Source organism: Caballeronia sp. GACF4 (genome assembly GCF_023631025.1).
Classification (GTDB): Bacteria; Pseudomonadota; Gammaproteobacteria; order Burkholderiales; family Burkholderiaceae; genus Caballeronia.
In genome coordinates this window covers 142,384-165,528 of the sequence record NZ_JALQDW010000004.1, presented here as the reverse complement: position 1 = coordinate 165,528, position 23,145 = coordinate 142,384, and the positions used below count along the sequence as shown (strand labels likewise).

21 protein-coding genes, 1 tRNA gene and 1 riboswitch are annotated in these 23,145 nt (G+C 62.5%); of the genes, 11 read left to right on the top strand and 11 right to left on the bottom strand.

The genetic code is table 11. From position 1 onward, the window contains the following. Positions 1-46: 46 nt before the first annotated feature. Positions 47-4,813: an ATP-dependent RNA helicase HrpA gene (hrpA, locus tag NCR40_RS04615; RefSeq protein ID WP_250508842.1), complete on the bottom strand. Its 4,767-nt coding sequence runs from the start codon at positions 4,811-4,813 to the stop codon at positions 47-49. Positions 4,814-4,835: 22 nt separating this feature from the next. On the opposite strand from hrpA, the gene argA reads away from it, so the two are divergent. From argA to proP, 3 genes are all read left to right on the top strand, one after another. Beyond that, the gene (gene argA / locus NCR40_RS04610) at positions 4,836-6,206 is read left to right on the top strand and encodes an amino-acid N-acetyltransferase (RefSeq protein WP_244827577.1); all 1,371 of its coding nucleotides are present in this window, start codon (positions 4,836-4,838) and stop codon (positions 6,204-6,206) included. Between the two features lie 65 nt (positions 6,207-6,271). Next, complete coding sequence (locus NCR40_RS04605) at positions 6,272-6,544, top strand: oxidative damage protection protein (RefSeq protein ID WP_244827576.1); 273 nt, start codon at positions 6,272-6,274, stop codon at positions 6,542-6,544. 669 nt (positions 6,545-7,213) lie between these two features. Then, positions 7,214-8,689: a glycine betaine/L-proline transporter ProP gene (gene proP / locus NCR40_RS04600; protein WP_250508841.1), complete on the top strand. Its 1,476-nt coding sequence runs from the start codon at positions 7,214-7,216 to the stop codon at positions 8,687-8,689. A gap of 56 nt (positions 8,690-8,745) precedes the next feature. Here the strand turns inward: proP and NCR40_RS04595 are convergent, their stop codons facing one another. After that, positions 8,746-9,219, bottom strand: coding sequence for a metallophosphoesterase family protein (locus NCR40_RS04595; protein ID WP_250508840.1), 474 nt, complete (start codon positions 9,217-9,219; stop codon positions 8,746-8,748). Between the two features lie 102 nt (positions 9,220-9,321). On the opposite strand from NCR40_RS04595, the gene NCR40_RS04590 reads away from it, so the two are divergent. Beyond that, positions 9,322-9,406 (top strand) — tRNA-Leu (locus NCR40_RS04590). Positions 9,407-9,612: 206 nt separating this feature from the next. Here the strand turns inward: NCR40_RS04590 and NCR40_RS04585 are convergent. Continuing rightward, complete coding sequence (locus NCR40_RS04585) at positions 9,613-9,825, bottom strand: hypothetical protein (RefSeq protein WP_250464302.1); 213 nt, start codon at positions 9,823-9,825, stop codon at positions 9,613-9,615. Between the two features lie 132 nt (positions 9,826-9,957). After that, a complete protein-coding gene (locus NCR40_RS04580) occupies positions 9,958-10,218 on the bottom strand; it encodes a hypothetical protein (protein ID WP_250492129.1) in 261 nt (86 codons plus the stop codon). Between the two features lie 197 nt (positions 10,219-10,415). On the opposite strand from NCR40_RS04580, the gene NCR40_RS04575 reads away from it, so the two are divergent. Beyond that, positions 10,416-10,769 carry a hypothetical protein gene (locus NCR40_RS04575; protein ID WP_244827571.1) on the top strand — a complete coding sequence of 118 codons (354 nt, stop codon included), beginning with the start codon at positions 10,416-10,418 and terminating at the stop codon, positions 10,767-10,769. 69 nt (positions 10,770-10,838) lie between these two features. Further along, positions 10,839-12,062 carry an MFS transporter gene (locus NCR40_RS04570; RefSeq protein WP_244827570.1) on the top strand — a complete coding sequence of 408 codons (1,224 nt, stop codon included), beginning with the start codon at positions 10,839-10,841 and terminating at the stop codon, positions 12,060-12,062. On the opposite strand, the gene NCR40_RS04565 is transcribed toward NCR40_RS04570, so the two are convergent. The 5 genes from NCR40_RS04565 to NCR40_RS04545 all read right to left on the bottom strand — a co-directional run bounded on the left by NCR40_RS04565 (position 12,059) and on the right by NCR40_RS04545 (position 14,469). After that, the gene (locus tag NCR40_RS04565) at positions 12,059-12,514 is read right to left on the bottom strand and encodes a response regulator (RefSeq protein ID WP_250508839.1); all 456 of its coding nucleotides are present in this window, start codon (positions 12,512-12,514) and stop codon (positions 12,059-12,061) included. The genes NCR40_RS04570 and NCR40_RS04565 overlap by 4 nt on opposite strands. A 45-nt stretch (positions 12,515-12,559) precedes the next feature. Beyond that, positions 12,560-13,192, bottom strand: coding sequence for a response regulator (locus NCR40_RS04560; protein ID WP_244827568.1), 633 nt, complete (start codon positions 13,190-13,192; stop codon positions 12,560-12,562). A gap of 114 nt (positions 13,193-13,306) precedes the next feature. Then, positions 13,307-13,882, bottom strand: coding sequence for a ferritin-like domain-containing protein (locus NCR40_RS04555; RefSeq protein ID WP_244827567.1), 576 nt, complete (start codon positions 13,880-13,882; stop codon positions 13,307-13,309). Positions 13,883-14,069: 187 nt separating this feature from the next. Further along, on the bottom strand, positions 14,070-14,231 hold the full coding sequence (locus tag NCR40_RS04550) for a DUF1328 domain-containing protein (protein ID WP_040048814.1): 162 nt from the start codon (positions 14,229-14,231) through the stop codon (positions 14,070-14,072). A gap of 61 nt (positions 14,232-14,292) precedes the next feature. After that, positions 14,293-14,469: a DUF1328 domain-containing protein gene (locus NCR40_RS04545; RefSeq protein WP_132450940.1), complete on the bottom strand. Its 177-nt coding sequence runs from the start codon at positions 14,467-14,469 to the stop codon at positions 14,293-14,295. Positions 14,470-14,642: 173 nt separating this feature from the next. Here NCR40_RS04545 and NCR40_RS04540 point away from each other — a divergent pair, with 173 nt between their 5' ends. Further along, positions 14,643-16,130, top strand: a complete 1,488-nt coding sequence (locus tag NCR40_RS04540) for a sensor histidine kinase (protein ID WP_250508838.1) — start codon at positions 14,643-14,645, stop codon at positions 16,128-16,130. A 150-nt stretch (positions 16,131-16,280) separates the two neighbouring features. Further along, complete coding sequence (locus tag NCR40_RS04535; protein WP_244827565.1) at positions 16,281-16,415, top strand: entericidin A/B family lipoprotein; 135 nt, start codon at positions 16,281-16,283, stop codon at positions 16,413-16,415. Between the two features lie 295 nt (positions 16,416-16,710). Here the strand turns inward: NCR40_RS04535 and NCR40_RS04530 are convergent, their stop codons facing one another. Together NCR40_RS04530 and NCR40_RS04525 are read right to left on the bottom strand one after the other, a co-directional pair. Beyond that, positions 16,711-17,490 (bottom strand): DUF4397 domain-containing protein, encoded by a 780-nt coding sequence (locus tag NCR40_RS04530; RefSeq protein WP_250464294.1) that lies wholly within the window; start codon positions 17,488-17,490, stop codon positions 16,711-16,713. A 377-nt stretch (positions 17,491-17,867) separates the two neighbouring features. After that, a complete protein-coding gene (locus NCR40_RS04525; protein ID WP_250508837.1) occupies positions 17,868-18,806 on the bottom strand; it encodes an EamA family transporter in 939 nt (312 codons plus the stop codon). Positions 18,807-19,107: 301 nt separating this feature from the next. Then, a riboswitch (TPP riboswitch) is annotated at positions 19,108-19,247 on the top strand. A 177-nt stretch (positions 19,248-19,424) separates the two neighbouring features. Between NCR40_RS04525 and thiC the strand changes: the two genes are divergently transcribed. The 3 genes from thiC to NCR40_RS04510 all read left to right on the top strand — a co-directional run bounded on the left by thiC (position 19,425) and on the right by NCR40_RS04510 (position 22,545). Then, positions 19,425-21,356 carry a phosphomethylpyrimidine synthase ThiC gene (thiC, locus tag NCR40_RS04520; RefSeq protein ID WP_250508836.1) on the top strand — a complete coding sequence of 644 codons (1,932 nt, stop codon included), beginning with the start codon at positions 19,425-19,427 and terminating at the stop codon, positions 21,354-21,356. Positions 21,357-21,576: 220 nt separating this feature from the next. Further along, positions 21,577-21,789, top strand: a complete 213-nt coding sequence (locus NCR40_RS04515) for a YMGG-like glycine zipper-containing protein (protein WP_244827561.1) — start codon at positions 21,577-21,579, stop codon at positions 21,787-21,789. Positions 21,790-21,996: 207 nt separating this feature from the next. Then, a complete protein-coding gene (locus tag NCR40_RS04510; protein WP_250508835.1) occupies positions 21,997-22,545 on the top strand; it encodes a hypothetical protein in 549 nt (182 codons plus the stop codon). Positions 22,546-23,145: the final 600 nt, after the last annotated feature.

Genomic DNA, 23,145 nt, shown 5'->3' with positions numbered 1-23,145 from the left:
ATGCCGTTTTTTTGGCGAAAAAATCGGCATTGCGCTGCTTCGTCTTTTAGCGCTGCATCGATTCCCAGACTTTATGCAGGCGCTTCACGGAAATGGGCATGGGTGTGCGCAGTTCCTGCGCGAACAGGGACACGCGCAGTTCCTCCAGCAGCCAGCGATATTCCGAGAGCCGCGCGTCCGCCACGCCGCCGCGTTGCGCGAGCGCGCGCTGATATTGCTGCACGAGCGGATGCAGATCCGTGGAAATACGCGCATCGCGAGCCGGATCGGCCTTCAGCTTGTCGATTCGCAGCCCGATGCCCTTCAGATAACGCGGGAAATGCGCGAGTTGCGCGTAAGGCGTGTCGATCACGAAGCGCTTGCCGATGAGCGCGTTCAACTGCGACTGGATATCGGCGTAAGCCTGGGCGAACGGCTTCGCCTGCGCGAGCTTCCTTAGAAGCGCCGTGTATTCGCCGAGGATCGCGCCGACCAGCCGCGCGATCTCCTGCGCGAGCAGCGTGAGCCGGCCTTTCGCGGCATCGCGGCGAGCGTGGAAGCTCACGTCGTCGTCGGGTAGCGGGTCTTGCAAACATGCGCGATCCAGCGCCGTATCGACGATCTGATCGCGCAACTCGTCGGCGGTGCCGAGCGCCATGAACTGCATCGACATTTCGCGCAGCCCCGGCAGATTCTTTTCCAGATAGCGGATCGGCTCGCGCAATTGCAGCCAGAAGAGCCGCCGCAAGCCCGCGCGATGAATCCGCGCCGCCTCCTCCGGCGAATCGAACACTTCGACGTCGCAATGCGCACCGCGATCGACGAGCGCCGGATAGCCGAACAGCGTCTGCCCGCGACGTCGAATTTCCAGCAGCTCTGGTAGCTTGCCGAAATTCCACGTCGTGAGGTTTTCATAGAGCGCGGTGCCGGTGGACGCGCTCGCGGCCTGCGTCTGCGGCGCGTTTGGCGAATCGGCGGAAAGTGCATCGAAAGCCGCGCTTGCCGTCAGCTTCTGGAAATGCTGCTGCGCCTGACCGCCGAGTTCCGCTCGCAATTGCGCGAGATTGCGGCCCATCGCGAGCTGGCGGCCGTGCTCGTCGATCACCTTGAAGTTCATGAAGAGATGCGCAGGCAGCGTTTCGAGCTTGAAATCCGCGCTCTTCACGGCGACTTGCGTCTGCTCCCGAATATCGGCGATGAGCGCATCGACCAAGGCGCCCGCGCCGAACCCCAGCCCCGCGTTGCGCTCGGCAAAGCCCGCCGCGTAATCCGGCAGGGGCACGACATGCCGGCGCAGCTTTTGCGGCAGCGACTTCAGGAGCAGTTGCGTCTTTTCCTTGAGCATGCCGGGCACGAGCCATTCGACGCGGCGCGCATCGATCTGATTCAGGCCATAAAGCGGCACCGTGAGCGTCACGCCGTCGCGCGGCGCGCCCGGCTCGAAGTGATACGCGAGCGTCATTTCGATGCCCGACATCGTCATGCGCTTCGGGAACAGGTCGGTGGTGACGCCGGCGGCCTCGTGACGCATCAGGTCGTCGCGCGAAAGGAACAGCAGTTGTTTGCCGCCCTCCTTGCGCTGCTCGTCGCGATACCAGCGTTCGAACGCCGCGCCGGTCCAGATGCCTTCGGGCACGAGCGAATCGTAGAAGCCGTGGATGAGTTCGTCGTCCACGAGCACGTCCTGACGGCGCGACTTGTGTTCGAGTTGCTCGATGTCCGCGACCAGCTTGCGGTTGTGCGCGAAGAACGGCAGACGCGTGTCGAACTCGCCTTCCACCAGCGCGCCGCGAATGAACAACTCGCGCGCGTACTTCGGGTCCTGCTGGCCGTAACTCACGCGCCGCCGCCCGTAGACCGTGAGACCGTAGAGCGTCGCGCGTTCATACGCGACCACTTGCGCGGCCTTCTTCTCCCAATGCGCCTCGGAAAGCGACTTGCGCAACAGATGCGGCCCGACCGTTTCCAGCCATTCCGGCTCGATCTTCGCGATGGTCCGCGCGTACAGCCGGCTCGTCTCGACGAGTTCGCCCGCCATCACCCAGCGGCCCGCTTTCTTCAGCAGCGCGGAACCCGGCCACAAATGGAACTTGATGCCGCGTGCGCCGAGATAATGCGGCTCGTCGTCGGCCTTCATGCCGATGTTGCCGAGCAGCCCCGTGAGAAGCGAAAGATGCACTTGCTCGAACGTCGCGTCGGATTCGTTCAGACGCCAGCCATGTTCGCGCACGACCGTGAGAAGTTGCGAATGCACGTCGCGCCATTCGCGCAATCTCAGATGCGAGAGAAAGTTGGCGCGGCACGCATCGGTCAACTGTCGATTCGACTTCTTGTGCGCAATGGCTTCGTCGAACCACTTCCAGATGCGCGTCCATTGCAGGAACTCGGAGCGCTCGTCGACGAACTGCCGATGCGCCTGATCCGCCTGCTCCTGCGCTTCGATCGGACGATCGCGCGGGTCCTGCACCGACAACGCCGACGCGATGATCAGCACTTCCGTCAACGCGTGATGATCGCGGGCGGCGAGAATCATGCGGCCCACGCGCGGATCGAGCGGCAGCCGCGCGAGTTCGCGGCCGAGCGGCGTGAGCGCGTTGTCGTCGTCGACGGCGCCGAGTTCGTTCAGCAACTGGTAACCGTCGGCGATCGCGCGGCCCGGCGGCGGCTCGATGAACGGAAAGGTTTCGATCGCCGTCAGATGCAGCGACTTCATGCGCAGGATCACCGCCGCGAGCGACGAGCGCAGGATCTCGGGATCGGTGAAGCGCACGCGCGACTGAAAGTCGGCTTCGTCGTAGAGACGAATGCAGACGCCGTCCGCAACGCGCCCGCACCGGCCCGCGCGCTGATTGGCGGCGGCCTGCGAGATCGACTCGATCTGCAACTGCTCGACCTTGTTGCGATACGAATAGCGCTTCACGCGCGCCATGCCGGTATCGACGACATAGCGAATGCCCGGCACCGTCAGCGACGTTTCCGCGACGTTGGTCGCGAGCACGATACGCCGCGCGTTCGACGCCTTGAACACGCGCTCCTGTTCGGCAGCGGAAAGGCGCGCGAACAGCGGCAGGATTTCCGTATGCGGCGGATGGTGCTTACGCAGCGCCTCGGCGGCGTCGCGAATTTCGCGCTCGCCGGGCAGGAACACGAGCACGTCGCCAGGACCGACGCGGCAGAGTTCATCGACGGCATCGACGATGGCTTCCATCAAATCGCGGTCCGCCTTGCGGTCGTTGCGCTTTTGCAGCGTGCCTTGCGCCGATTTAACGGCGGCGCTGTCTTCCTCCACCGGCCGGTAGCGCACCTCGACCGGATACAGCCGCCCGCTGACCTCGATCACGGGCGCGGGCTTTTCGTCGCTGCCGAAGTGGCGCGCGAAGCGTTGCGCGTCGATGGTCGCGGACGTGACAATCAGCTTGAGGTCCGGGCGCTTCGGCAGGATTTCCTTGAGATAGCCGAGCAGGAAGTCGATGTTCAGGCTGCGTTCGTGCGCCTCGTCGATGATGATCGTGTCGTACGCGCTCAGCAGCGGGTCGGTTTGCGTTTCCGCGAGCAGGATGCCGTCGGTCATGAGCTTGACCGATGCGCCCGGCGCGAGGTTGTCGGTGAAGCGCACCTTGTAGCCGACCACTTCGCCGAAAGGCGTTGCGAGTTCCTCGGCGATACGCCGCCCCGTCGCCGATGCCGCGATCCGGCGCGGTTGCGTATGACCGATGAGACCGCTGCCTCCCGCGCCGAGACCGCGTCCGAGCGCGAGGCAGATCTTGGGGAGCTGCGTGGTTTTGCCGGAGCCGGTTTCGCCGCTCACGATCACGACCTGATTCCCTTCGATCGCGCGCGCGATCTCCTCGCGACGGGCGGAGACGGGAAGCGCCTCGGGAAAGGTGATCGGCGGGATGGGGTTGGGGGTGACGGCGCGCCCCTCGCGGCGCGGTGGGCGTACGTTGTGTTGCCTCGCGGGCTGAACTGCGGAGACTTCTCCTTGTTGCTTGGCGCGTGGTTCGCTGGCTCGCGCCGCGCGCGCTTCACGTGGTGAACGCTCGTCGCTTACGTGGCGAACCTGCCCGGCTTGCGCGTTGCGCGCGCTCGAGTGCGTTTGCGCTGCGGCCTGCTCTCGATGGGATCGGTCGTCCGGTGGTGCGCTTCGATCGACTTGCCGCGCCTCGGCCTTGTGCCGTTCGTCGCGCGCGCTGTGTTCGGCACGCGTAGTCTCCGCGCGAGAATCGTTTTTTGAAGGTCGGGTGCCTTGTGCCTCGACCGGCCGCGCGGTTGACGCAGAAGTCGTTTGGCGCGCCTGCGTGCTGCGCTGTTCGCCGCGAGCATCGTGCGAACTACTTGCATCGCGCGAAGAGGAAGGTTTGGCGATATCGCGTGCGCTTGCCGGGCGCGCGAGCGACGTGTTCCGATCAGCCGGTGCATCCAGCTTTCGCGACGACGGTTCCTGCAGCGCTTTGCGCTCCACGCGACTTTGCGGTGCGACTCCTCGCGACTCTTGCGTGACCGGAGACTGCGGCTTCGGCTTTTGCGACTTGGCGGCAGCCCCTCCGGCCGCTTGCTGCGCGCCGCGCCGAGGCTGCGAAGCCACCGGCGTCGGCGACTTCGCATTCTGCCCCTGCGAACCCGAATTCTTAACCGCGCCCTCAACCGCACCGCCGCCCGCAAATCGCCGCGCGGCCAGTTCCTTCTTGCTGAGACCGGCAGCCTCGTCCTCGCCTGTCTGCGCGTCGCGCAGCAAGCTTTCGCGCAGTTTCTTCAACTGCTCCTGGGTATCGAGCGACTTGTCGGCGGATGGCGGCTTGCCGCCTTGGGTGGGGCGTCTGGAAACATTCGGCATAGCATCGCATTATAATCCCGGCATGAATTCCCCTACCGACCTCGCCATCCCGTCGCAGCCGGCCGCAGTCGAAGCCGAAGCGCCGAATCCCCACGCCCAGTTCGTCGACTGGATGCGTTCCGTTGCGCCCTATATTCACGCGTTCCGAAACAAAACCTTCGTGGTCGCGTTTGGCGGGGAACTGGTGCAGGAAGGCCGCCTGAATGCACTCGTCCAGGACGTCGGACTGTTGCACGCCATGGGCATCCACGTCGTATTGGTGCACGGCTCGCGTCCGCAACTCGACGAGCAACTGAGTCTGCACGGCGTCGAATCGTCGTTCTCGCACGGGCTGCGCATTACCGACGCGCGCGCGCTCGAATCCGCGAAGGAAGCCGCTGGCGAAGTGCGCCTCGACATCGAAGCCGCCATCAGCCAGGGCTTGCCGAACACGCCGATGGCTCACGCGCACATCAGCGTGGTGTCGGGCAACTTCGTGACGGCGCGGCCGGTCGGCATTCTGGATGGCGTCGACTTCCAGCACACGGGCGTCGTGCGCAAGATCGACGGCGATTCCATCCGCCAGTCGCTTGCGAGCAACAAGCTCGTGCTGTTGTCGTCGCTCGGTTTTTCGCCAACTGGCGAAGCGTTCAATCTGTCGATGGAAGACGTCGCGTCCGCCGCGGCCATCGCCTTGCGCGCCGACAAGATTATCTTCGTGACCGAGATTCCCGGCCTCGAAGATCAGGAAAACGAACTGGTGCGGGAAATGTCGCTCGACGACGCTTACCGGCTCCACGAAAGCGGCGAGCTTCAGGGCGATACCGCGTTTTATCTCAAGCACGCCATTCGCGCCTGCCGCGGCGGCGTGGCGCGCGCGCACATCATTCCGTACAAGCTCGACGGCAGCGTGCTGCTCGAACTCTTCCTGCACGACGGCGTCGGCACGATGATCTCCTACGAGAATCTCGAAAGTCTGCGCGAAGCGACGCCGGACGACGTCGGCGGCATTCTCACGCTGATCGAGCCGCTCGAATCCGACGGCACGCTCGTGCGGCGCGGACGGCATCAGATCGAACGCGACATCGACCACTTCTCGGTCATCGAGCACGATGGCGTGCTCTTCGGCTGCGCGGCGCTTTATCCGTACACGCAGGAGCGCATCGGCGAGATGGCGTGTCTGACCGTCGCGCCCGAGGCGCAAGGTTCCGGCGATGGCGAGCGCCTGCTCAAGCGCATCGAACAACGCGCGCGCGCTCGCGGTCTCACGCGCATTTTCGTGCTGACGACGCGCACCGAACACTGGTTCCTCAAGCGCGGTTTCGTGAAGGTCACGGTGGACGACCTGCCGGAAGACCGCCGGCGACTCTACAACTGGCAGCGCAAATCGCTCGTCCTGATGAAACAGCTTTGAACCGACATTGCACGCGCCGTGCGCACGAACGCACGCGCTCCGCTACTCAATAGGAGAAACAGACGATGGCCCGAATGATCCAATGTGCGAAGCTCGGCAAGGAAGCCGAAGGACTCGACTTTCCGCCGCTGCCGGGCGAACTCGGCAAGCGCATCTATGAAACCGTGTCGAAGGAAGCGTGGCAGGGCTGGCTCAAGCAGCAAACCATGCTGATCAACGAAAACCGGCTCAATATGGCCGACCCGCGCGCGCGCCAGTACTTGCTCAAGCAAACGGAGAAGTACTTCTTCGGCGAAGGCGCCGACACCGCGACGGGATATGTGCCGCCGCAAAGCTGAACTTAAGCCTAATTGGCTCTCAAAAAAACCGGTCCGAGTGGCCGGTTTTTTGTTGCGCGCTCGTCCTTTTCAACAAGCGCTTAAGGACAAATTCGACTAAGCGTAATCCTAAGCCCAGCAAGGGATTGCGCGTTTTCGAGAGAGCGCCTGGACAGGCTGGTTTGCGCTTCGTCTGTCATCGTGTTATCATCTTGCTCGTTATCAACAGCAATTCACCATCATTCGCGCGGTCAGTTCGAGCTTAAAGCCTGAATCCGAACGCGGCAGTGACAGTTTCATACAAAGAGGCTTGTCGGTTTTCGAGCGACATCAAAACGTCGCGCCGGCCTTTTTCGTTTCAAGCCTTGGTTTTCGCCGACGTCGCGGCCCACCCGCGGCAACTCACTGAGTTCGTCGTCCGCACGTCAAATTCGTTTGCTATTTCCCGAGTGCAATTTCGCGACTTCTTCCGCGAGGCACCGGCACCGCATTTGCTACGCATTTTTCAGCGCTGACTTCATTCAGGGCTGCGCGGAGCTATCGCTTTCGGCCATTGGCTGAAAGTACGCATGCGGCGCCGTCGCGAAACTGCACTATTCCGGCCGATATCGGCAGTAGTCGCCGCCCTCGGAGCGGCGCACCCGGCGCTGGCATCGCGCGCGCGGGGTTGAACACGGAGTCTCTCGCACTATGAATGCTTCACATGACGGCCTCTGGCGCAAACGAGGCGCATCGGACCAGGCGTCCGATATGACGCTCGACGACATCACCATCGTCGATCAATCGCTTCTCAAGCGCGCGGTCGGCGCCATGGCTATCGGTAACGCGATGGAATGGTTCGACTTCGGCGTGTACAGCTACATCGCCGTGACGCTCGGCAAGGTCTTCTTTCCGTCGAGCAGCCCGGCCGCGCAGTTGCTGGCCACCTTCGGCACGTTCGCGGCCGCGTTTCTCGTGCGCCCGATCGGCGGCATGGTGTTCGGTCCGCTCGGCGACCGCATCGGCCGCAAGCGCGTGCTCGCGATGACCATGATCATGATGGCCGTCGGCACCTTTTGTATCGGTCTCATTCCGAGCTACGCGACCATCGGCGTGATGGCGCCGGTGCTGCTGCTCGCCGCGCGTTTGTTGCAAGGCTTTTCGACGGGCGGGGAATACGGCGGCGCGGCGACGTTCATCGCCGAATTCTCGCCGGACAAGAAGCGCGGCTTCATGTCGAGCTTCCTGGAACTCGGCACGCTCGTGGGCTATGTGCTCGGCGCAGGCGTGGTCGCGGTGTTGACTGCCGCGCTGTCCGAACAGGCGCTCCTCAGCTGGGGCTGGCGCATTCCGTTCATGATCGCGGGTCCGCTCGGGCTGATCGGCTTGTATATCCGGATGAAGCTCGAAGAGACGCCCGCGTTCCAGCGCGAGGCGGAAAAGGCCGAAGCCGTGTCGCACGAAACGACCAAGCAGCAGTTTCGCGAAACGCTCGTGCAGCAATGGAAGCCGCTCTTGCAGTGCGTGGGCCTCGTGCTCATTTTCAACGTGACCGACTACATGGCGCTGTCGTATTTGCCGAGCTATCTCTCGGCGACGCTCAAGTTCAACGAGACGCATGGCCTTTTCATCGTGCTCGTCGTGATGGTGCTGATGATGCCGCTCACGCTGTTCGCGGGCCGTCTGTCGGATACGATCGGCCGCAAACCGGTGATGCTCGCGGGTTGCGTCGGCTTGTTGCTGCTGTCGATCCCGGCGCTCTCGCTGATCCGCCTCGGCACCGTGCCTTCGATCTTCGCGGGCATGATGATTCTCGGTGCGCTTCTGTCGTGTTTCACGGGCGTGATGCCGTCGTCGCTGCCGGCGCTGTTCCCGACGAAGATTCGTTATGGCGCGCTCGCCATCGGCTTCAACGTGTCGGTGTCGCTGTTCGGCGGCACGACGCCGCTCGTGACGGCGTGGCTCGTCGACAAGACCGGCAATCTGATGATGCCCGCGTACTATTTGATGGGCGCGTCGATCATCGGCATCGTTTCGGTGCTCGCGCTGCGCGAGACGGCCAAAAAGCCGCTGAAGGGCTCGCCGCCCGCGGTGGCATCGCATTCGGAAGCGCATGCGATTCTGCGCGGTCATCGCGAGGCAGCAGAGATGGATGGCTCGTTTCCCGAGAATACCGTTCGGGCTTGAGCATCGAGGTTGAGTCGTTAGAACAAAAGCCGGCGCGTGCAGAAGCGCCGGTTTTTTTATTCGATGAGCGTAACGATGCGCGCCTTTATGTCCGTGTCCTCAGAGTCACCCGTCTCGCCGATTTCGAGCAGACCGACCGTGATCGGCAACTTGAACCTGCGCGGCCCCGCGCTACCCGGATTCACGAACAGCACGCCATTGCGCTTCTCGACGAGCGGCTTGTGCGAATGCCCGGTCACGACGACATGGACGCCATCGAGTGCTTTCGGCACATCGGCGATATCGTGCACGACGTGAATCGTCGCGCCCGCCAAGTCGATGCGCGCGTGCTCGGGCAACATCGCGACATCGTCGCCGATATCGTTATTGCCGCGCACGACGGTCAGCGCAGCCAGTTGCGCCAGCGTATCGAGCACTTCGCGCTTGCAGATGTCGCCGGCGTGGATGATGTGTGCAGAGCCGCGCAGGGCCTCGAGCGCTTCGGGGCGAACGAGATTGTGCGTGTCGGAGATGAGGCCGATGAGGGTCATGTTTTCTCGTCGATATGCGCTCGGAGCGCGGGCCATTCACTTGCTGTCGTCGCGCTGTTTTGGCGCGCTGCATGGCAGTGGTAGAATTCGCGTCCGCCCTCTGCCGGGGTGATGAAATTGGTAAACATAGCGGACTTAAAATCCGCCGCCTAACGGCTTGCCGGTTCAAGTCCGGTCCCCGGTACCACTCGCCCATGGTTTCACGCTGAATCGACAGCATAAAGCCAGTCGTCTTTTATCGCGGCGCGCGCTGTTTCCGTTCAGACTTGAACGACCACGAACACAATTGAAACCATCACGCGGGTGATAGCGCTGCGGGCCGAGACCGCGCCCCGCTGCGGGATCTACCCCGTTGCGCTTTCCTTCGCCTGCCTGCTGCATCGATATCGCGGATCACACCGCATTCAACAAGCGTTCTGCATCCCTCACTGCATCGAACAAGGCTTCGATCGGCGTTTCGCGGTCGAGCAGGCAGAGATGCTCGATATCGAACGGCAATGCATCCACACCGATAAACCTCACGGTGCCTCCAAAACATTCACGTCCTCTTCCCCGGCGAACCGAGGCGATATAGTTCGGCGTGACGTAAAGCGCAACGGGCGTCATGGCAATCTCCGCAAACTGGCTTGAGCCGATCGGCGCAGGACCGAGCGGTAAGGCCAAGTCTAGCGGCCGACAATTCGCGCGCGCACCCTCGCCTCGCGGGGATGACATCCCTCCCTGCGCCGCCACCCGCCGTTATAACCCGTGCGCCAATACGCGCGCGATGTAGTGGCGCCCCCACGCCTCGCCATGCGCGAGGGCTCCCGCGATCGTCTCGAACGGACCGTGCGGGCCGATCATCTCGCCGGAATCATCGACCAACCGCGAGCCGTGCACCGCTTTTCCGTCGATGCGCGCCACCCGCACACGAACCGCATAGCCCGCGCCGGACTCGTTCTCGCTTTCTTCCGCGTTGAGCGCCAGCAGATATTCGCCGGCTTCGATATCTTTGCGCATGACGATGGCCTCCACAAAACGAAACGCTATTCGCCGATTGTGCTACCGCCGCACGCCGCATGCACGACAGGCGAGCACGCCAACGAGCACGACGCCGATGCGGTCACGCAAGCCGCGCCCGCATGTTATAAAGCTCGCCATCCCCTGATTTCGCTCCGATGCGCCCTCGCGCGGCCGAGCATTCACCCTGTTCACCAATGATTACCCGTTCCCGCCTCTTCTTGCTGGTCTGCCTTCCGCTCGTGCTTTTGTCCGGCTGCACTTCGTATTACCGCAACGTCGAAACGTGCAAGGACCGCGTGCGCGCCGAGTATCCCGACGCCGCAAGCGCGCCACTGAAGCTCACCGGATCGGGCGCGAGCTACCACGGTTCGCGTGTCGTCGTGCGCGGCGAATTCCCGACGCAGCCCAAGCCGCCCGCAACAAAAATCGTCCAGACGCCCGCCGCCGCCGAATGCACGTTCGCCGAGAACACGCTGACCGGCTTTCAATGGCTCGCGCCCGCTAGGCTCGTGAAGAAGCCGCAGCCCACGGACGATGCCGCGCAGTAAGGCGGGCGACCGGAAGCGCGCATCTCCACGGCGGCTCGCCGCCGTTCTCGCGCTCAACTCAAGGCAACCATGACCGCTTCGTCCGATTCCTCGAGTCATCATCAGCACTATTCGCGCGCCACGCTCTGGCTGCTTGCGACCATCGCGGGCGTATCGGTCGCCAACATCTACTTCAATCAGCCGCTGCTGGGCGATTTCCGTGGTTCGTTTCCCGGCAGCGCGTATCTGATCGGCGCGGTGCCCGCCGCGACGCAACTCGGCTACGCGCTCGGCATGCTCGTGCTAGCGCCGCTCGGCGATCGCTTCGACCGGCGGCTTCTGATCCTGCTCCAACTGGCCGCGCTCGGCGTGGCGCTCGTGGTGGCGTGCGTCGCGCCGACGCTCGCCGTGCTGATCGCCGCGAGTCTTGCAATTGGCGTCGTCGCGACCATCGCGCAACAAGCCGTGCCGTTCGCCGCTGAACTTGCGCCAGCCGCCGAGCGCGGTCATGCCGTCGGCACGGTGATGAGCGGTCTATTGCTCGGCATCCTGCTCGCGCGGACGGTGTCGGGTTTCGTCGCCGAATACTTCGGCTGGCGCGCGGTATTCGGCGCTTCCGTGATCGCGACGATCGTGCTGGCGGTCGTCGTCGTTGCGCGGCTGCCAAAGAGCCGTCCGACGTCTACTCTGCCCTACGGCAAGCTGCTCGTGTCGATGTGGCATCTCGCTGTCGAGAATCCCGGGCTTCGCGAAGCGTCGCTCACGGGCGGCGCGCTCTTTGCAGCATTCAGCGCGTTCTGGTCGCTGCTCACACTCCTGCTCGCGGGCGAGCCGTTTCACATGGGACCGCAGGCCGCGGGACTATTCGGTATCGTCGGCGCGGCGGGCGCGCTCGCGGCGCCGCTTGCGGGCAAGTCGGCGGACCGGCGTGGGCCGCGCGCGGTGATCACGCTGTCCATCGGGCTCGTTGCGCTGTCGTTCGTGGTGTTCGCATTCTCGGCGCGCAGCATCGCGGGGCTGGTCATCGGCGTGATCGTGCTCGATATCGGCGTGCAGGCCGCGCAGATATCCAACCAGTCGCGCATCTACGCATTGAAGCCGGAGGCGCGCAGCCGCGTGAATACGGTTTATATGGTGGCTTACTTTATTGGCGGGGCGTTGGGATCGGCGCTGGCTTCGCTCGCCTGGCACGCAATGGGATGGACAGGCGTTTGCGTCGTCGGGCTGGCTGCGACGGCGCTGGCGGCCTTCAGTCACTGGCGCGGGCGGGAAGCGGCGGATTCGTTGGCGGGTTCCGGCGGCGGGGATCGCTAACCGCGCTCACCTTGTCTTTCCCGCGCGTGCCGGCAAAGCGCATCCAGCACCCGATCGAACTCCAGCGATTTATCGAAGAAATGGCGCACGCCATATTGCTGGCAGCGCTCGCGATAAGTCGGCAACGCGTGATTGGTGAGCACCGCGACAAAGGCCTCGTCGTGTATCGATGCCTTGCCGCCCTCCTGCAACCACGCCAGCACCTCGATGCCCGAGCCGTGCCTGAGTTGCAAGTCGATGATCACCGCATGGAACCGCTGCGACGACAAGAGCGCGATGGCTTCGTCCGGAGCCTCGGCGAACGCGGTCACGCGCCACGGACCGAGCGCGTCGATGGCTTCGGTCAGGCTGCGCCGGATCAGCGGGGAATCCTCGATAAGCAGCACCGCGAGCGGCGTGTCGCGCGCTTCGCGTTGCTGCGCACGGTCGTCGGTGATGATGTGCTTGCCCACTTCGGGCGCCCTCCGGTTCAGCTTGCCGTCCGACTGCGCGTCGCGCTATTCGATCAGGCCGTTCTTGATTGCGTAATACGTGAGATCCGCGTTGTTCGCCAGTCTCATTTTTTCGAGCACGCGCGCGCGGTACGTGCTCACCGTCTTCACCGACAGATGCAGTTCTTCCGCGATCTCAGTCGGAATACGCCCCGCCGCGAGCTTGCAGAAGACCTGAAACTCGCGCTCGGACAACGCCTCGTGCGGGCGTTCGGCGGCCGGCTTGTCGAGCTTGTCGGCGAGCGCGTCGGCGATGAATTCCGACAGATACCGATGCCCGCGCGCCACCGTGCGAATCGCCCGGACGATTTCTTCCGGCGCCGCGTCCTTGTTCAGATAACCGTTCGCGCCCGCCTTCAACAAGTTGATCGCGTACTGACTCTCGGGATAGCCCGACAGCATCAGCACGCCCTGCTCCGGACGAATCTGCTTGATGACACGCAAGGTATCGACGCCGTTCTTGTCTGGCATCGCGATGTCGAGCAACACCACGTCGAACGCCTGAACGCGCACGTGCGCGATGGTTTCGTCGCCAGTGGAGGCTTCCGCCGCCACTTCCATATCGGGTTCGTCCGCGACAAACTGCTTGAAACCGCTGCGTACGATCGCATGGTCGTCGGCTATCAGGACTCGGATCATTCGCGCTTGAAATCAGGGATGAGCCGCCATTGTACGCATGCGCACACGCAAAAGATGCGCGGTCTCGGACGAGTTCCGCGCATCGCGTGACGTCATGCCGGCATGCCCTGCTATTTAGCCGTTACGGCCTTCCAGCAGATCGGCCATGTCGTCGGCGTGCTCTTCTTCCACCGCCAGGATGTCTTCGAAGATACGGCGCGTGGTGACATCCTTGTCGCCGAGATAGCGAATGATCTCCCGATACGTATCGATAGCAATCCGCTCGGCGATCAGATTCTCGCGGATCATGTCGATCAGGTCCGAGCCTTCCTTGTACTCGGAATGCGAGCGCGACTTCAGGCTGTCGGGTGCAAAGTTCGGCGCGCCGCCCAGTTGGACGATGCGCTCCGCGAGCGTATCGGCGTGTTCCTGTTCCTCGTTGGCGTGTTCGAGAAATTCGGCTGCGACGGCTTCCGAATGGATGCCCTTGGCCATGAAATAGTGACGCTTGTAGCGCAGCGTGCAGACGATTTCCGTCGCGAGCGAGTCGTTCAGTAGCTTGAGCACGACTTCGCGGTCCGCGCCGTAGCTCGGCGTGACCGGGCCCTCGTCCATGTGCGTGCGCGCATCGGCGCGGATCTTTTCCACGTCGAGGACAAATGCGTCCCGCGATTGAGTCGGCGCGGCTTGTACAGCAGACGATTTGGACATTTGGTTCGCTCCTTGAAATTTGATGAAAGACGTTCGCTGGAGCAGGCCTACGCGTGCCGCTTCGTTCATAGGGCCCTGCTATCCAATCAAAAGCTCCGATGCACGCGCCATGCCTGCTCCCACCAATGCCTCGCAAAAGGCGCGGGCCGCGCGAGCGGCCCGGTGCAGCAAGGCTTTCAGGCGTACGTCAGGTTCGGAACACGCCCAGCAGCAACGTGACGACGAACACCACCAGGAAAATGTAGAAAAGGATCTTGGCGATTTCCGCGGCGCCCGCGGCAATGCCGGTAAAGCCGAACACGGCCGCGATTATCGCGATGACGAAGAAAACGGCAGCGTAATGAAGCATGGAATCCCCCTGACTTGCTTTTGATGGTCTGATTCAGGTTCGGGCGCGAGTGAGTTGGTCGCTAATCGACTATTTTCTTGGTGACGACGAAGCCGAGCACCAGGAACACGACGCACAAAATCAGGAACAGCACGAACAAGAATTTGGCGATGGTCGCAGCGCCCGCCGCCACACCCGTGAACCCGAGAAGACCGGCGATCACGGCCACGATCGCGAAAAACAATGCCCACTTCAGCATGATCGTTCCCCGTTGGAATGATTGAAAAATGATGACGAACCCATGCTAGCCGGGCCTTCGGGCGCGCGCATCCGGGCTGGCTCCTTTTTTGCTGTGGGAATCCACCGACATCCGCTTTCAAACGGCTTTGCCGGCGTGGCTCACGACGCCCGCCGGAACCGCAGAAACACACCATGAGCCACGTTCTAAAAGACGCCGCGCCGGCAGCATCTGAAACTCCAAAGGGACTTGCCCGGCGCGCAACGCGTATCAACGAATGGATGCATCGCTATAGCTGGGCGGTCGCGATGACGGTGGCTATCGTCATTACCGTCGGCGGGCTCGTGATTCTGGAATCGGGGCGCATGCGCATCGCGGCCGAGTATGAAACCGCGCTCGATGCAAAAAGCGCCACCGCGCAGTTATCGTCGCTGGCGGCCGATATCGCCACGCTCAGCGCCGAGGAACGCGGTTTCGCGCTCGCCGCCGACGACACCTACAAGAGCCACTTCGCGCAAACGGCCGGGCGCGTGCGCCGCGCGTTGACATCGCTCGATAGCTATTACCGCCGCATCGGCGATGACGCCGCGCTTGCGAGCTTCGCGCAGATTCGCGGGGCCGCCGACGAGAACATCGCGCAAGGCGAGGCGCATCTCGCCGATCTGTCGAAGACGCCCGCGGATGCGGAAATGCGCGCACGCGTCGTAGCGACGCCGTCGCCCGATAGCAGCGCCACGCTCGATGCCGCGCTCGCCCTCTTGCGGCTGAACGAAGAGCAACGCGCGCAGCACGCGCTCGATGCAAGCCGCGCCGATCAGCGCATTTCCACGCTGTGCGTCGGCGCGTTGTGCGCGCTCAACATCGTCCTGTTCCTGCTGCTGTTCCGCAATCTCGGTATCCAGTTGGACAAGCAGGACCGCGTGCAGAAGAAGCTCATTACGCAGCAGGAGGAACTCGACCGGCTCGTGTTCGAACGCACGCGTCAGCTCGAAGCGCTCGCGTGGCATTTGCAATCCGTGAGCGAAAACGAAAAAACCGAACTTGCGCGCGAACTGCACGACGAACTCGGCTCCATTCTTACCGCGAGCAAGATGGATGTCGCGTGGGTGCGCGGCAAGCTCAGGACGAGCGAACCCGCCATGTCCGACAAGCTCGCGCGCGCCATCGGCAATCTGGACCAGGGAATTGCGCTCAAGCGGCGAATTATCGAAGACATGCGGCCGACCGTGCTTGCCAACTTCGGTCTCGTGACCGCGCTGCGCTCGCTCGCCGATGAAGCCGCGCAACGCAACGGCTGGAGCGTCGAATTCGATCTTCCCGGCGACGATGTAAAGCTCGGCGAGGCTATCGAGATCGCGCTCTTTCGGGTGGCGCAGGAGACGCTCACGAACGCGGCGAAATACGCGCGCGCGAACCGCATCGAAATCGCGCTCGCGCTCGATGGTGACGACGTTGCGCTCGCTATCGCGGATGACGGCATCGGCATACGTCCGCAGGATTTGAAGCGCACGCAGACGCACGGCCTGGTCGGCATGCGTCAGCGCGTGTCGGCGCGCGGCGGGCGCTTCGAGATCGAACGCGTGGCGCCGCATGGCACGCGCATCAGCGTGTCGATGCCACGCGAGCGCAGCGCGGGCACGTTCATCGATGCAAGCGCGCCGGCGGCCGTTCCGCTTGCCTGATTACGTAGGACGATACTTACGCCAATAGCAGAGACGGCCGACACCAAAAACCCGTGTGCGCCTACAGCGGCGACTACGCCGCTTTTTTATGATTGATCACAACGGAAGCCTCGAAGGGCTACCCGAATTTCTAATTCAAGGGGAACACACATGACTCGAATCATCGCTTTGCTGCTGATCGCCGGCACCGCCGCGCTCGCGGGCTGCAATACCATGTCGGGCGCGGGCCAGGATATCTCGAAGGGCGGTCAGGCTATTTCGAATTCGGCCGAAGAGCATAAGTAAATTGGCCGCGGCGCGGTGAGCCAGGCGCTCATCGCGTTGATGTTTCGTGCTGATTTTCTGTCGTCCCGTCATGTTTTTTGGCGGGATTTTTTTCGTTTGTCTTTAGTACGTGAGAGCGTGGATGCGTGGCGCCTGAGGCTTGCTTGCCTCGCGTGATCGGCGACGTTCGCACGTAGATAGGCGGCCGGATGTCTGCGAGGGTCATAAACCCGCTCCTCTTCGAATGAAAAAACCCCACGCGTGCGGCAGCGTGGGGCTCGTCAACAACTGCGCCCTGTTACCCGGGCGCTTCAACTTACAGCGTGTCCGGCAACTCGATTGCAGGCGTCGTGGTATTGCCGCCCTGCGCAACGAGCACGCGAATCTTGTTCGGGATCACTTGCGACAACGCGTTGCCTGAAGGCAGCGTCGTCACGAGCCAATCGGCGTTGTTGCTCAGATTGAACGATGCCGACGCATACACCGGCGTCTTCGAACCCGGCAGCGTCGCGACCAGCTGATACGTCCCGCCGTTGACGTAGAGCGAGTCTTGCGTCGTTGCCGGCACGGCGTTCTTGAAGCCGACGCCCGCCATCGTCGGATTGACGGTCGCGATGTTCGTCCCCGGTGCGACCAGATACAGATCGAGAGTCTGCGCATTCGCCGACGCATTGAAGCCGCGCACCCGCGCGCTGTTCGAGAGCAGGCCCTTGTCGAACGGATCGTCGATCACGGCGATGGACGGCAGGAAACCCGCGTCAGGCAGCGCGATCACCGTGTACTCGTGACCCTTGGCGGCATTCGAGATGCTCGTGTCGGTCGCGAGTTGCGTCGTCGTGTTGACGGCGGCGTAGGAGAAGTTCTGCTGGCCCGTATCGATGTTTGCGAAGTTCGTCACTGTCTGGTAGCCGAGATTCGCTTGCAGCACCTTGCCGTTGTCGTAGAAGTCGACGTTGGGGGCACTCGGGATCGCGTGGATGAAGTGGACTTCTGGATTCGTGAGTCCGAGTTCCTTGCCTACGTCGTCGGAGCCGCCACAAGCGGACAGGAGCGAGGCGACAGCGGCAAGCGCGGTGACTGTGCGGATGAGCTTCATGTTTCCACCTTAGCTTTAATCATTGATTTTGTTGTCCGGTCCGCGCTGCGAGCACCACGCTTAAGTGATCATGCGTATTGCCCGGCGCGCCTCGGAAGACCCCTTTTTTCTTTTGCTTCTATTCCCTTGAACGACAGGCTTTCGTGTCATGCCGATGAAACTGTCGTTCGAGGGTGACGGCATTGAGCAATGCGCATGCCCTGCATCGGTGCGCAGAGGCGGCCGATATGACGGCGAGCCTTGCGCCGCAAGGCTTTGATATTCGTTAGAGGAATTGCTCGGGCCGAGCTGGAAGGCCGACTAAAGCAGCGCCGGATAGGAGCGAATGCAGCGCGCGGAGGAGGTTTTTACAAAAGGAAAGGCGGAAGGCGCGCTGCTCAAACCAACCCCCGCCGCCGATAATCAAACCAAAATGACAACGCAACGCTCATCAAAATCACGACCGTGGCAACAACCGTCCACTGCGTGATGATTTCCCCAAGCAACAAAGCGCCCAATAAAACCGCGACGACCGGATTCACGTAAAGACAACTCGTCGCGACAATCGTGCTCGTGTTCCGAATGAGAAAGTTATAAGCGACATACGCGGCCATCGAACCAATCACGACGAGATACAAGAATGAAAACCCCGCGCCCATGCTCACTTGGCCAAGGCGCTCGCCTGACACAAACGCGATGACAGTCGCGATAAGCCCGCCAAGCCCGATCTGCAACGCAGTCGACATCAGCAGATCGGAAGGCTGCGAGAGACGGCTTGCCAAATGCGCCCCGCCCGCCCAAAAAATTGCCGCGCACAAGATGGCAAGCGTGCCGACGGTCGAGCTCGGCGAGGGATCGCCATGATTGAGCAACACGATACCCATGAGACCCAGCGCCACCGCAAACCATTCGCCCTTCGCCACACTGCGCCCGGCAAGCGCGGTGAAGATCGTCGCGAAGAGCGGCACGGTAGCCACCATCACGGCAGCCGTGCCGGTTCCCACCGTGCGCATGCCGTAAGCCATCATCCCGCTCGACAAACCTTCGAGCAAAGTCCCGACGATCGCTGCATTACGTACTTCACGCGCCGTCGGCCACACCGCCTTGCGATGCACGGCGATCACGAAGAGACCGACGCCAGCGCACAGGTTACGCAGGCCGCCGAGCATGAGCGGCGGAAACGATTCGAGCGCCAGGTGAATGCCGAGATACGTCGATCCCCACACGATATAAACGACGGCCAACGCGAGCGCGACGCGTCCCTTGAGGCTGCGAGGAGCGCGAAACGGAAAGCGGTCGGGAAAACCGAGCGGCAGACGCGGAGGTACGGCAGACATGCATTACTCCGCGAAGCGCGCCCGGATCGGGGCAAGAGACTTGCAATGGGGACTGCCGCCAATCGACCGAACGTGGCATGAGCTTGAAGAACGCGCGCGCCAGGTGACGAACGAGGCGGGACTGACGATGGACGGCATGACGGAGCGAAAGAAGTGCGGAAGCGACAGGCGGGGCGACTGCTGACGACATCCGGGTAAGTACCGAAAATCGCGCGCTCGCCATTATGCAGTAAGCGCCTGCGCTTCAGCGCAAACTTCGCGAACGGTTGCCAAGATGCCACGCCACGATGTATGGTGACGCCTGCTAACGCGGGGGTCCTGCGTTGCACATCGCGATTCGTCCGGCTGCGTCGACTGAATGGCCCGTGCAATGTGGGTGAGAAATACCCTTTGAACCTGATCTGGATAATGCCAGCGCAGGGAAGCGTTCGGGCCTCGGCGCACGGTATCTCTCTCACGCGCCACGTCTTCTCGGGCCCGCACCTTTCCATCTCGTTCCTCCCTGTCTAGCTCCTGAATCAGCCGAGCTCGCCGGCGTTCGTTTGTTCGTCGTTCATTCGATCGCCCGCGTGCTCGCTGTCAATTACCGTCCCTGCGACTGAAAAGGAGAAACAGCACATGAATGCGAATCCCAAGTTCCTGTCCGAAAACGCCGTCGTCGATGCAGCCGCCATCGCGCCGCTGCCCAACTCGCGCAAGGTCTACGTGACGGGTTCGACGCCCGACATCCGCGTGCCGATGCGCGAGATCACGCAGTCCGACACGCCCGACAGTTTCGGCGGCGAAAAGAATCCGCCGGTGTACGTGTACGACACGTCCGGCCCCTACTCCGATCCGGACGCGAAGATCGACATCCGCTCCGGTTTGCCCGCGTTGCGCGCCGGCTGGATCGAAGCGCGCGGCGACACCGAGGAACTCGCGGGTCTTTCGAGCGAATTCGGCCGCGAGCGCGCCGCCGATCCGAAAACGGCCGAGCTGCGCTTCCCGGATCTGCATCGTCATCCGCGACGCGCGACGCCCGGCAAGAACGTGTCGCAGATGCATTACGCGCGGCAGGGCATCGTCACGCCGGAGATGGAATACATCGCCATTCGCGAGAATCAGCGCCGCGCCGAATACCTCGAAAGCCTCAAGACGAGCGGTCCGAACGGCGAAAAGCTCGCCGCGATGATGGGCCGTCAGCATCCCGGCCAGTCGTTCGGCGCGGTGCCGTTCGACAAGGACGCCCTGAAGGCCATCACGCCCGAGTTCGTACGCGATGAAGTGGCGCGCGGCCGCGCGATCATCCCCGCGAACATCAATCACCCGGAAAGCGAGCCGATGATCATCGGGCGCAACTTCCTCGTGAAGATCAACGCGAACATCGGCAATTCGGCGGTGAGTTCGTCGATCGGCGAGGAAGTCGACAAGATGACCTGGGCGATCCGCTGGGGCGGCGACACGGTGATGGACTTGTCCACGGGCAAGCATATTCACGAGACGCGCGAGTGGATCATCCGCAATTCGCCGGTGCCGATCGGCACGGTGCCGATCTATCAGGCGCTCGAAAAGGTCAACGGCAAGGCGGAAGACCTGACCTGGGAAATCTTTCGCGACACGCTCGTCGAGCAAGCCGAGCAAGGCGTCGATTACTTCACCATTCACGCGGGCGTGCGCCTGCAATACGTGCCGCTGACGGCCAACCGCATGACGGGTATCGTCTCGCGCGGCGGCTCGATCATGGCGAAATGGTGTCTCGCGCATCATCGGGAAAGCTTCATCTACGAGCACTTCGAAGACATCTGCGAGATCATGAAGCAGTACGACGTCTCGTTCTCGCTCGGCGACGGCCTACGTCCCGGCTCCATCTACGACGCGAACGACGAAGCCCAGCTCGGTGAACTGAAGACGCTCGGCGAACTCACGCAGATCGCGTGGAAGCACGACGTGCAAGTGATGATCGAAGGCCCCGGCCATGTGCCGATGCAGCTCATCAAGGAGAACATGGACCTGCAGCTGGAATGGTGCGACGAGGCGCCCTTCTACACGCTCGGGCCGCTCACCACCGACATCGCGCCGGGATACGATCACATCACCTCGGGCATCGGCGCGGCGATGATCGGCTGGTTTGGCACCGCCATGCTTTGCTACGTCACGCCGAAGGAGCATCTCGGACTTCCGAACAAGGACGACGTCAAGACCGGCATCATCACGTACAAGCTCGCGGCGCACGCGGCCGATCTGGCGAAGGGTCATCCGGGCGCGCAGGTGCGCGACAACGCGCTATCCAAGGCACGCTTCGAGTTTCGCTGGGAAGACCAGTTCAATCTCGGCCTCGATCCCGACAAGGCGCGCGAGTTTCACGACGAAACCTTGCCGAAGGATTCCGCCAAGGTCGCGCATTTCTGCTCGATGTGCGGCCCGCACTTCTGCTCGATGAAGATCACGCAGGACGTGCGCGACTTCGCGGCCAAGCAAGGCGTCTCCGAAAGCGATGCGCTCGCCAAGGGCATGCAGACCAAGGCCATCGAGTTCGTGAAGAAGGGCGCGGAGATTTATCAGCCGACCTGAAGCAAACGCTGACTGTACGCAACGGCCTGTGCTTCCTTGCAGGCCGTTTTTGCATGGCGCGCGCGTGCACCGTTTCGGGCATCTTTCCTGCTGATAAACGAACGAACCGGCGAAAAAAACGTTGCGGCGTCCGTCGATGAAAGCCAGATCGTGATCGAACGGCAGGACGCGTGGGCAAAGCCGCGGCCGTTTCATTGATCAATCGTTCTGGAGAGTCGACATGAAAATCATCAAACAAATCGGCGCCGCAGCAGTGGTCGTTTCCCTTCTCGCCGGACTCACGGCCTGCGACAACATGACGACGCGTCAACGCGATACGGCCGTTGGCGCTGGTGTTGGCGCCGCGGGTGGGGCCGTGATCGGCGGAAGCGCGTTATCGACGTTGGGGGGCGCGGCAGTAGGCGGGGTTATCGGCAATCAAGTCGGGAAGTAAGCGGGCGATCCACAGTCATCTCATGCGGCAAGCAGCGATGCTTGCCGCCGCTTCGATCGAGGGCTGTTTCAGGATTGATACACGCCGAGGCTTGTTAGCGGACGCGTGACGCGCACGCCGCAACGATCGAGTAAGCTCCTTCTTAACGGACCCTTCCTCGCAATCGCATAGGTAGAGTCCGGCAAGTCGCAAGCAAGGAGCAGCATCATGATTTCCCCGCGCATCATCTTTGGTTACAGGGCAGCGGCCGTTTCGCTTGCTGCCGGATTGCTTCTCGGCGGATGCTACCTGCCGTATCCCGACTACCCCGCTTATTACTATCCGCCGGTTCCCGCTGCCTATACGCAACGTGAGTTCGCGTTACCGGCGCAAGGTGCTTCGGGCGTCAGTGCCGCGAACGCGCCGTCGCAAGCTCAGTACGCAGTGGCCGCGCCGACAGTCGACTACTCGACGATCTATACGAGCACGCCGTATGCGCCGGCCTATCCCTATCCTTACGCGTACGCACCTTATCCCGCTTACGCCGCTTATCCCGCATATGCTGCTTACCCCGGTTATTACGGCTACGGTTATCCGTCGGTGTCGATCGGCTTCGGCTACTGGGGCGGCGGCGGATGTTGCTGGGGACGCGGCTATGGCGGCGGCGGATGGCATGGCGGCGGTGGTGGATGGCACGGCGGTGGCGGCGGATGGCACGGCGGCGGTGGCAGTTGGCAAGGCGGCGGTGGACATGGCGGTGGCGGCCACGGCCATTGAATAAATGAAACCCCACGCTCGAATGCGGCGTCGACGTCGCACTCTGCGCCGCTATTACCGACAAAAGTAACAACTCTGAAACATTTTCCGGCAATGCAGACGCAATTCGCTTGCCTTGCCACTCTGTACGATCGATCACTTTCCTTATCCGACAAGGCCCTGGCGGATTACGCCGGTGCTTTGGCACGATTATCGCTAAATCGTATCCCTACTTATCGGACCGCGCGGGTGTGAGCCCAAGCGTTACCTATCGTTCTCGGGGATTGGACATGATGGCCTTCGCTTTTTTCCTGCTGTGGATGGTCGCATCCCTTGGGCTGCTCGCGCTCTGGGTGTTTCGCCAAGTGCCGGCATCGCGTCTTGATTCCAGCGCGGCACAACGAACAACGGCTACTCCGGCGACCGTCGAGAGCTGATCGCCGCATCCCGCGAAACGCGTGACCAAGCGTCCGAACGGAGCAGATGCGTCACGTCCCTTTCCGCTTCCATCCGGCATCCTTACGCCAATATTCAAGCCTTGACGGGGGCCATCCTCGCCCTATTCTTAGTGAGCGCGTTATGCGGTTGCTTAAAGTCTTCGATACCACTCGAACCAGCAGC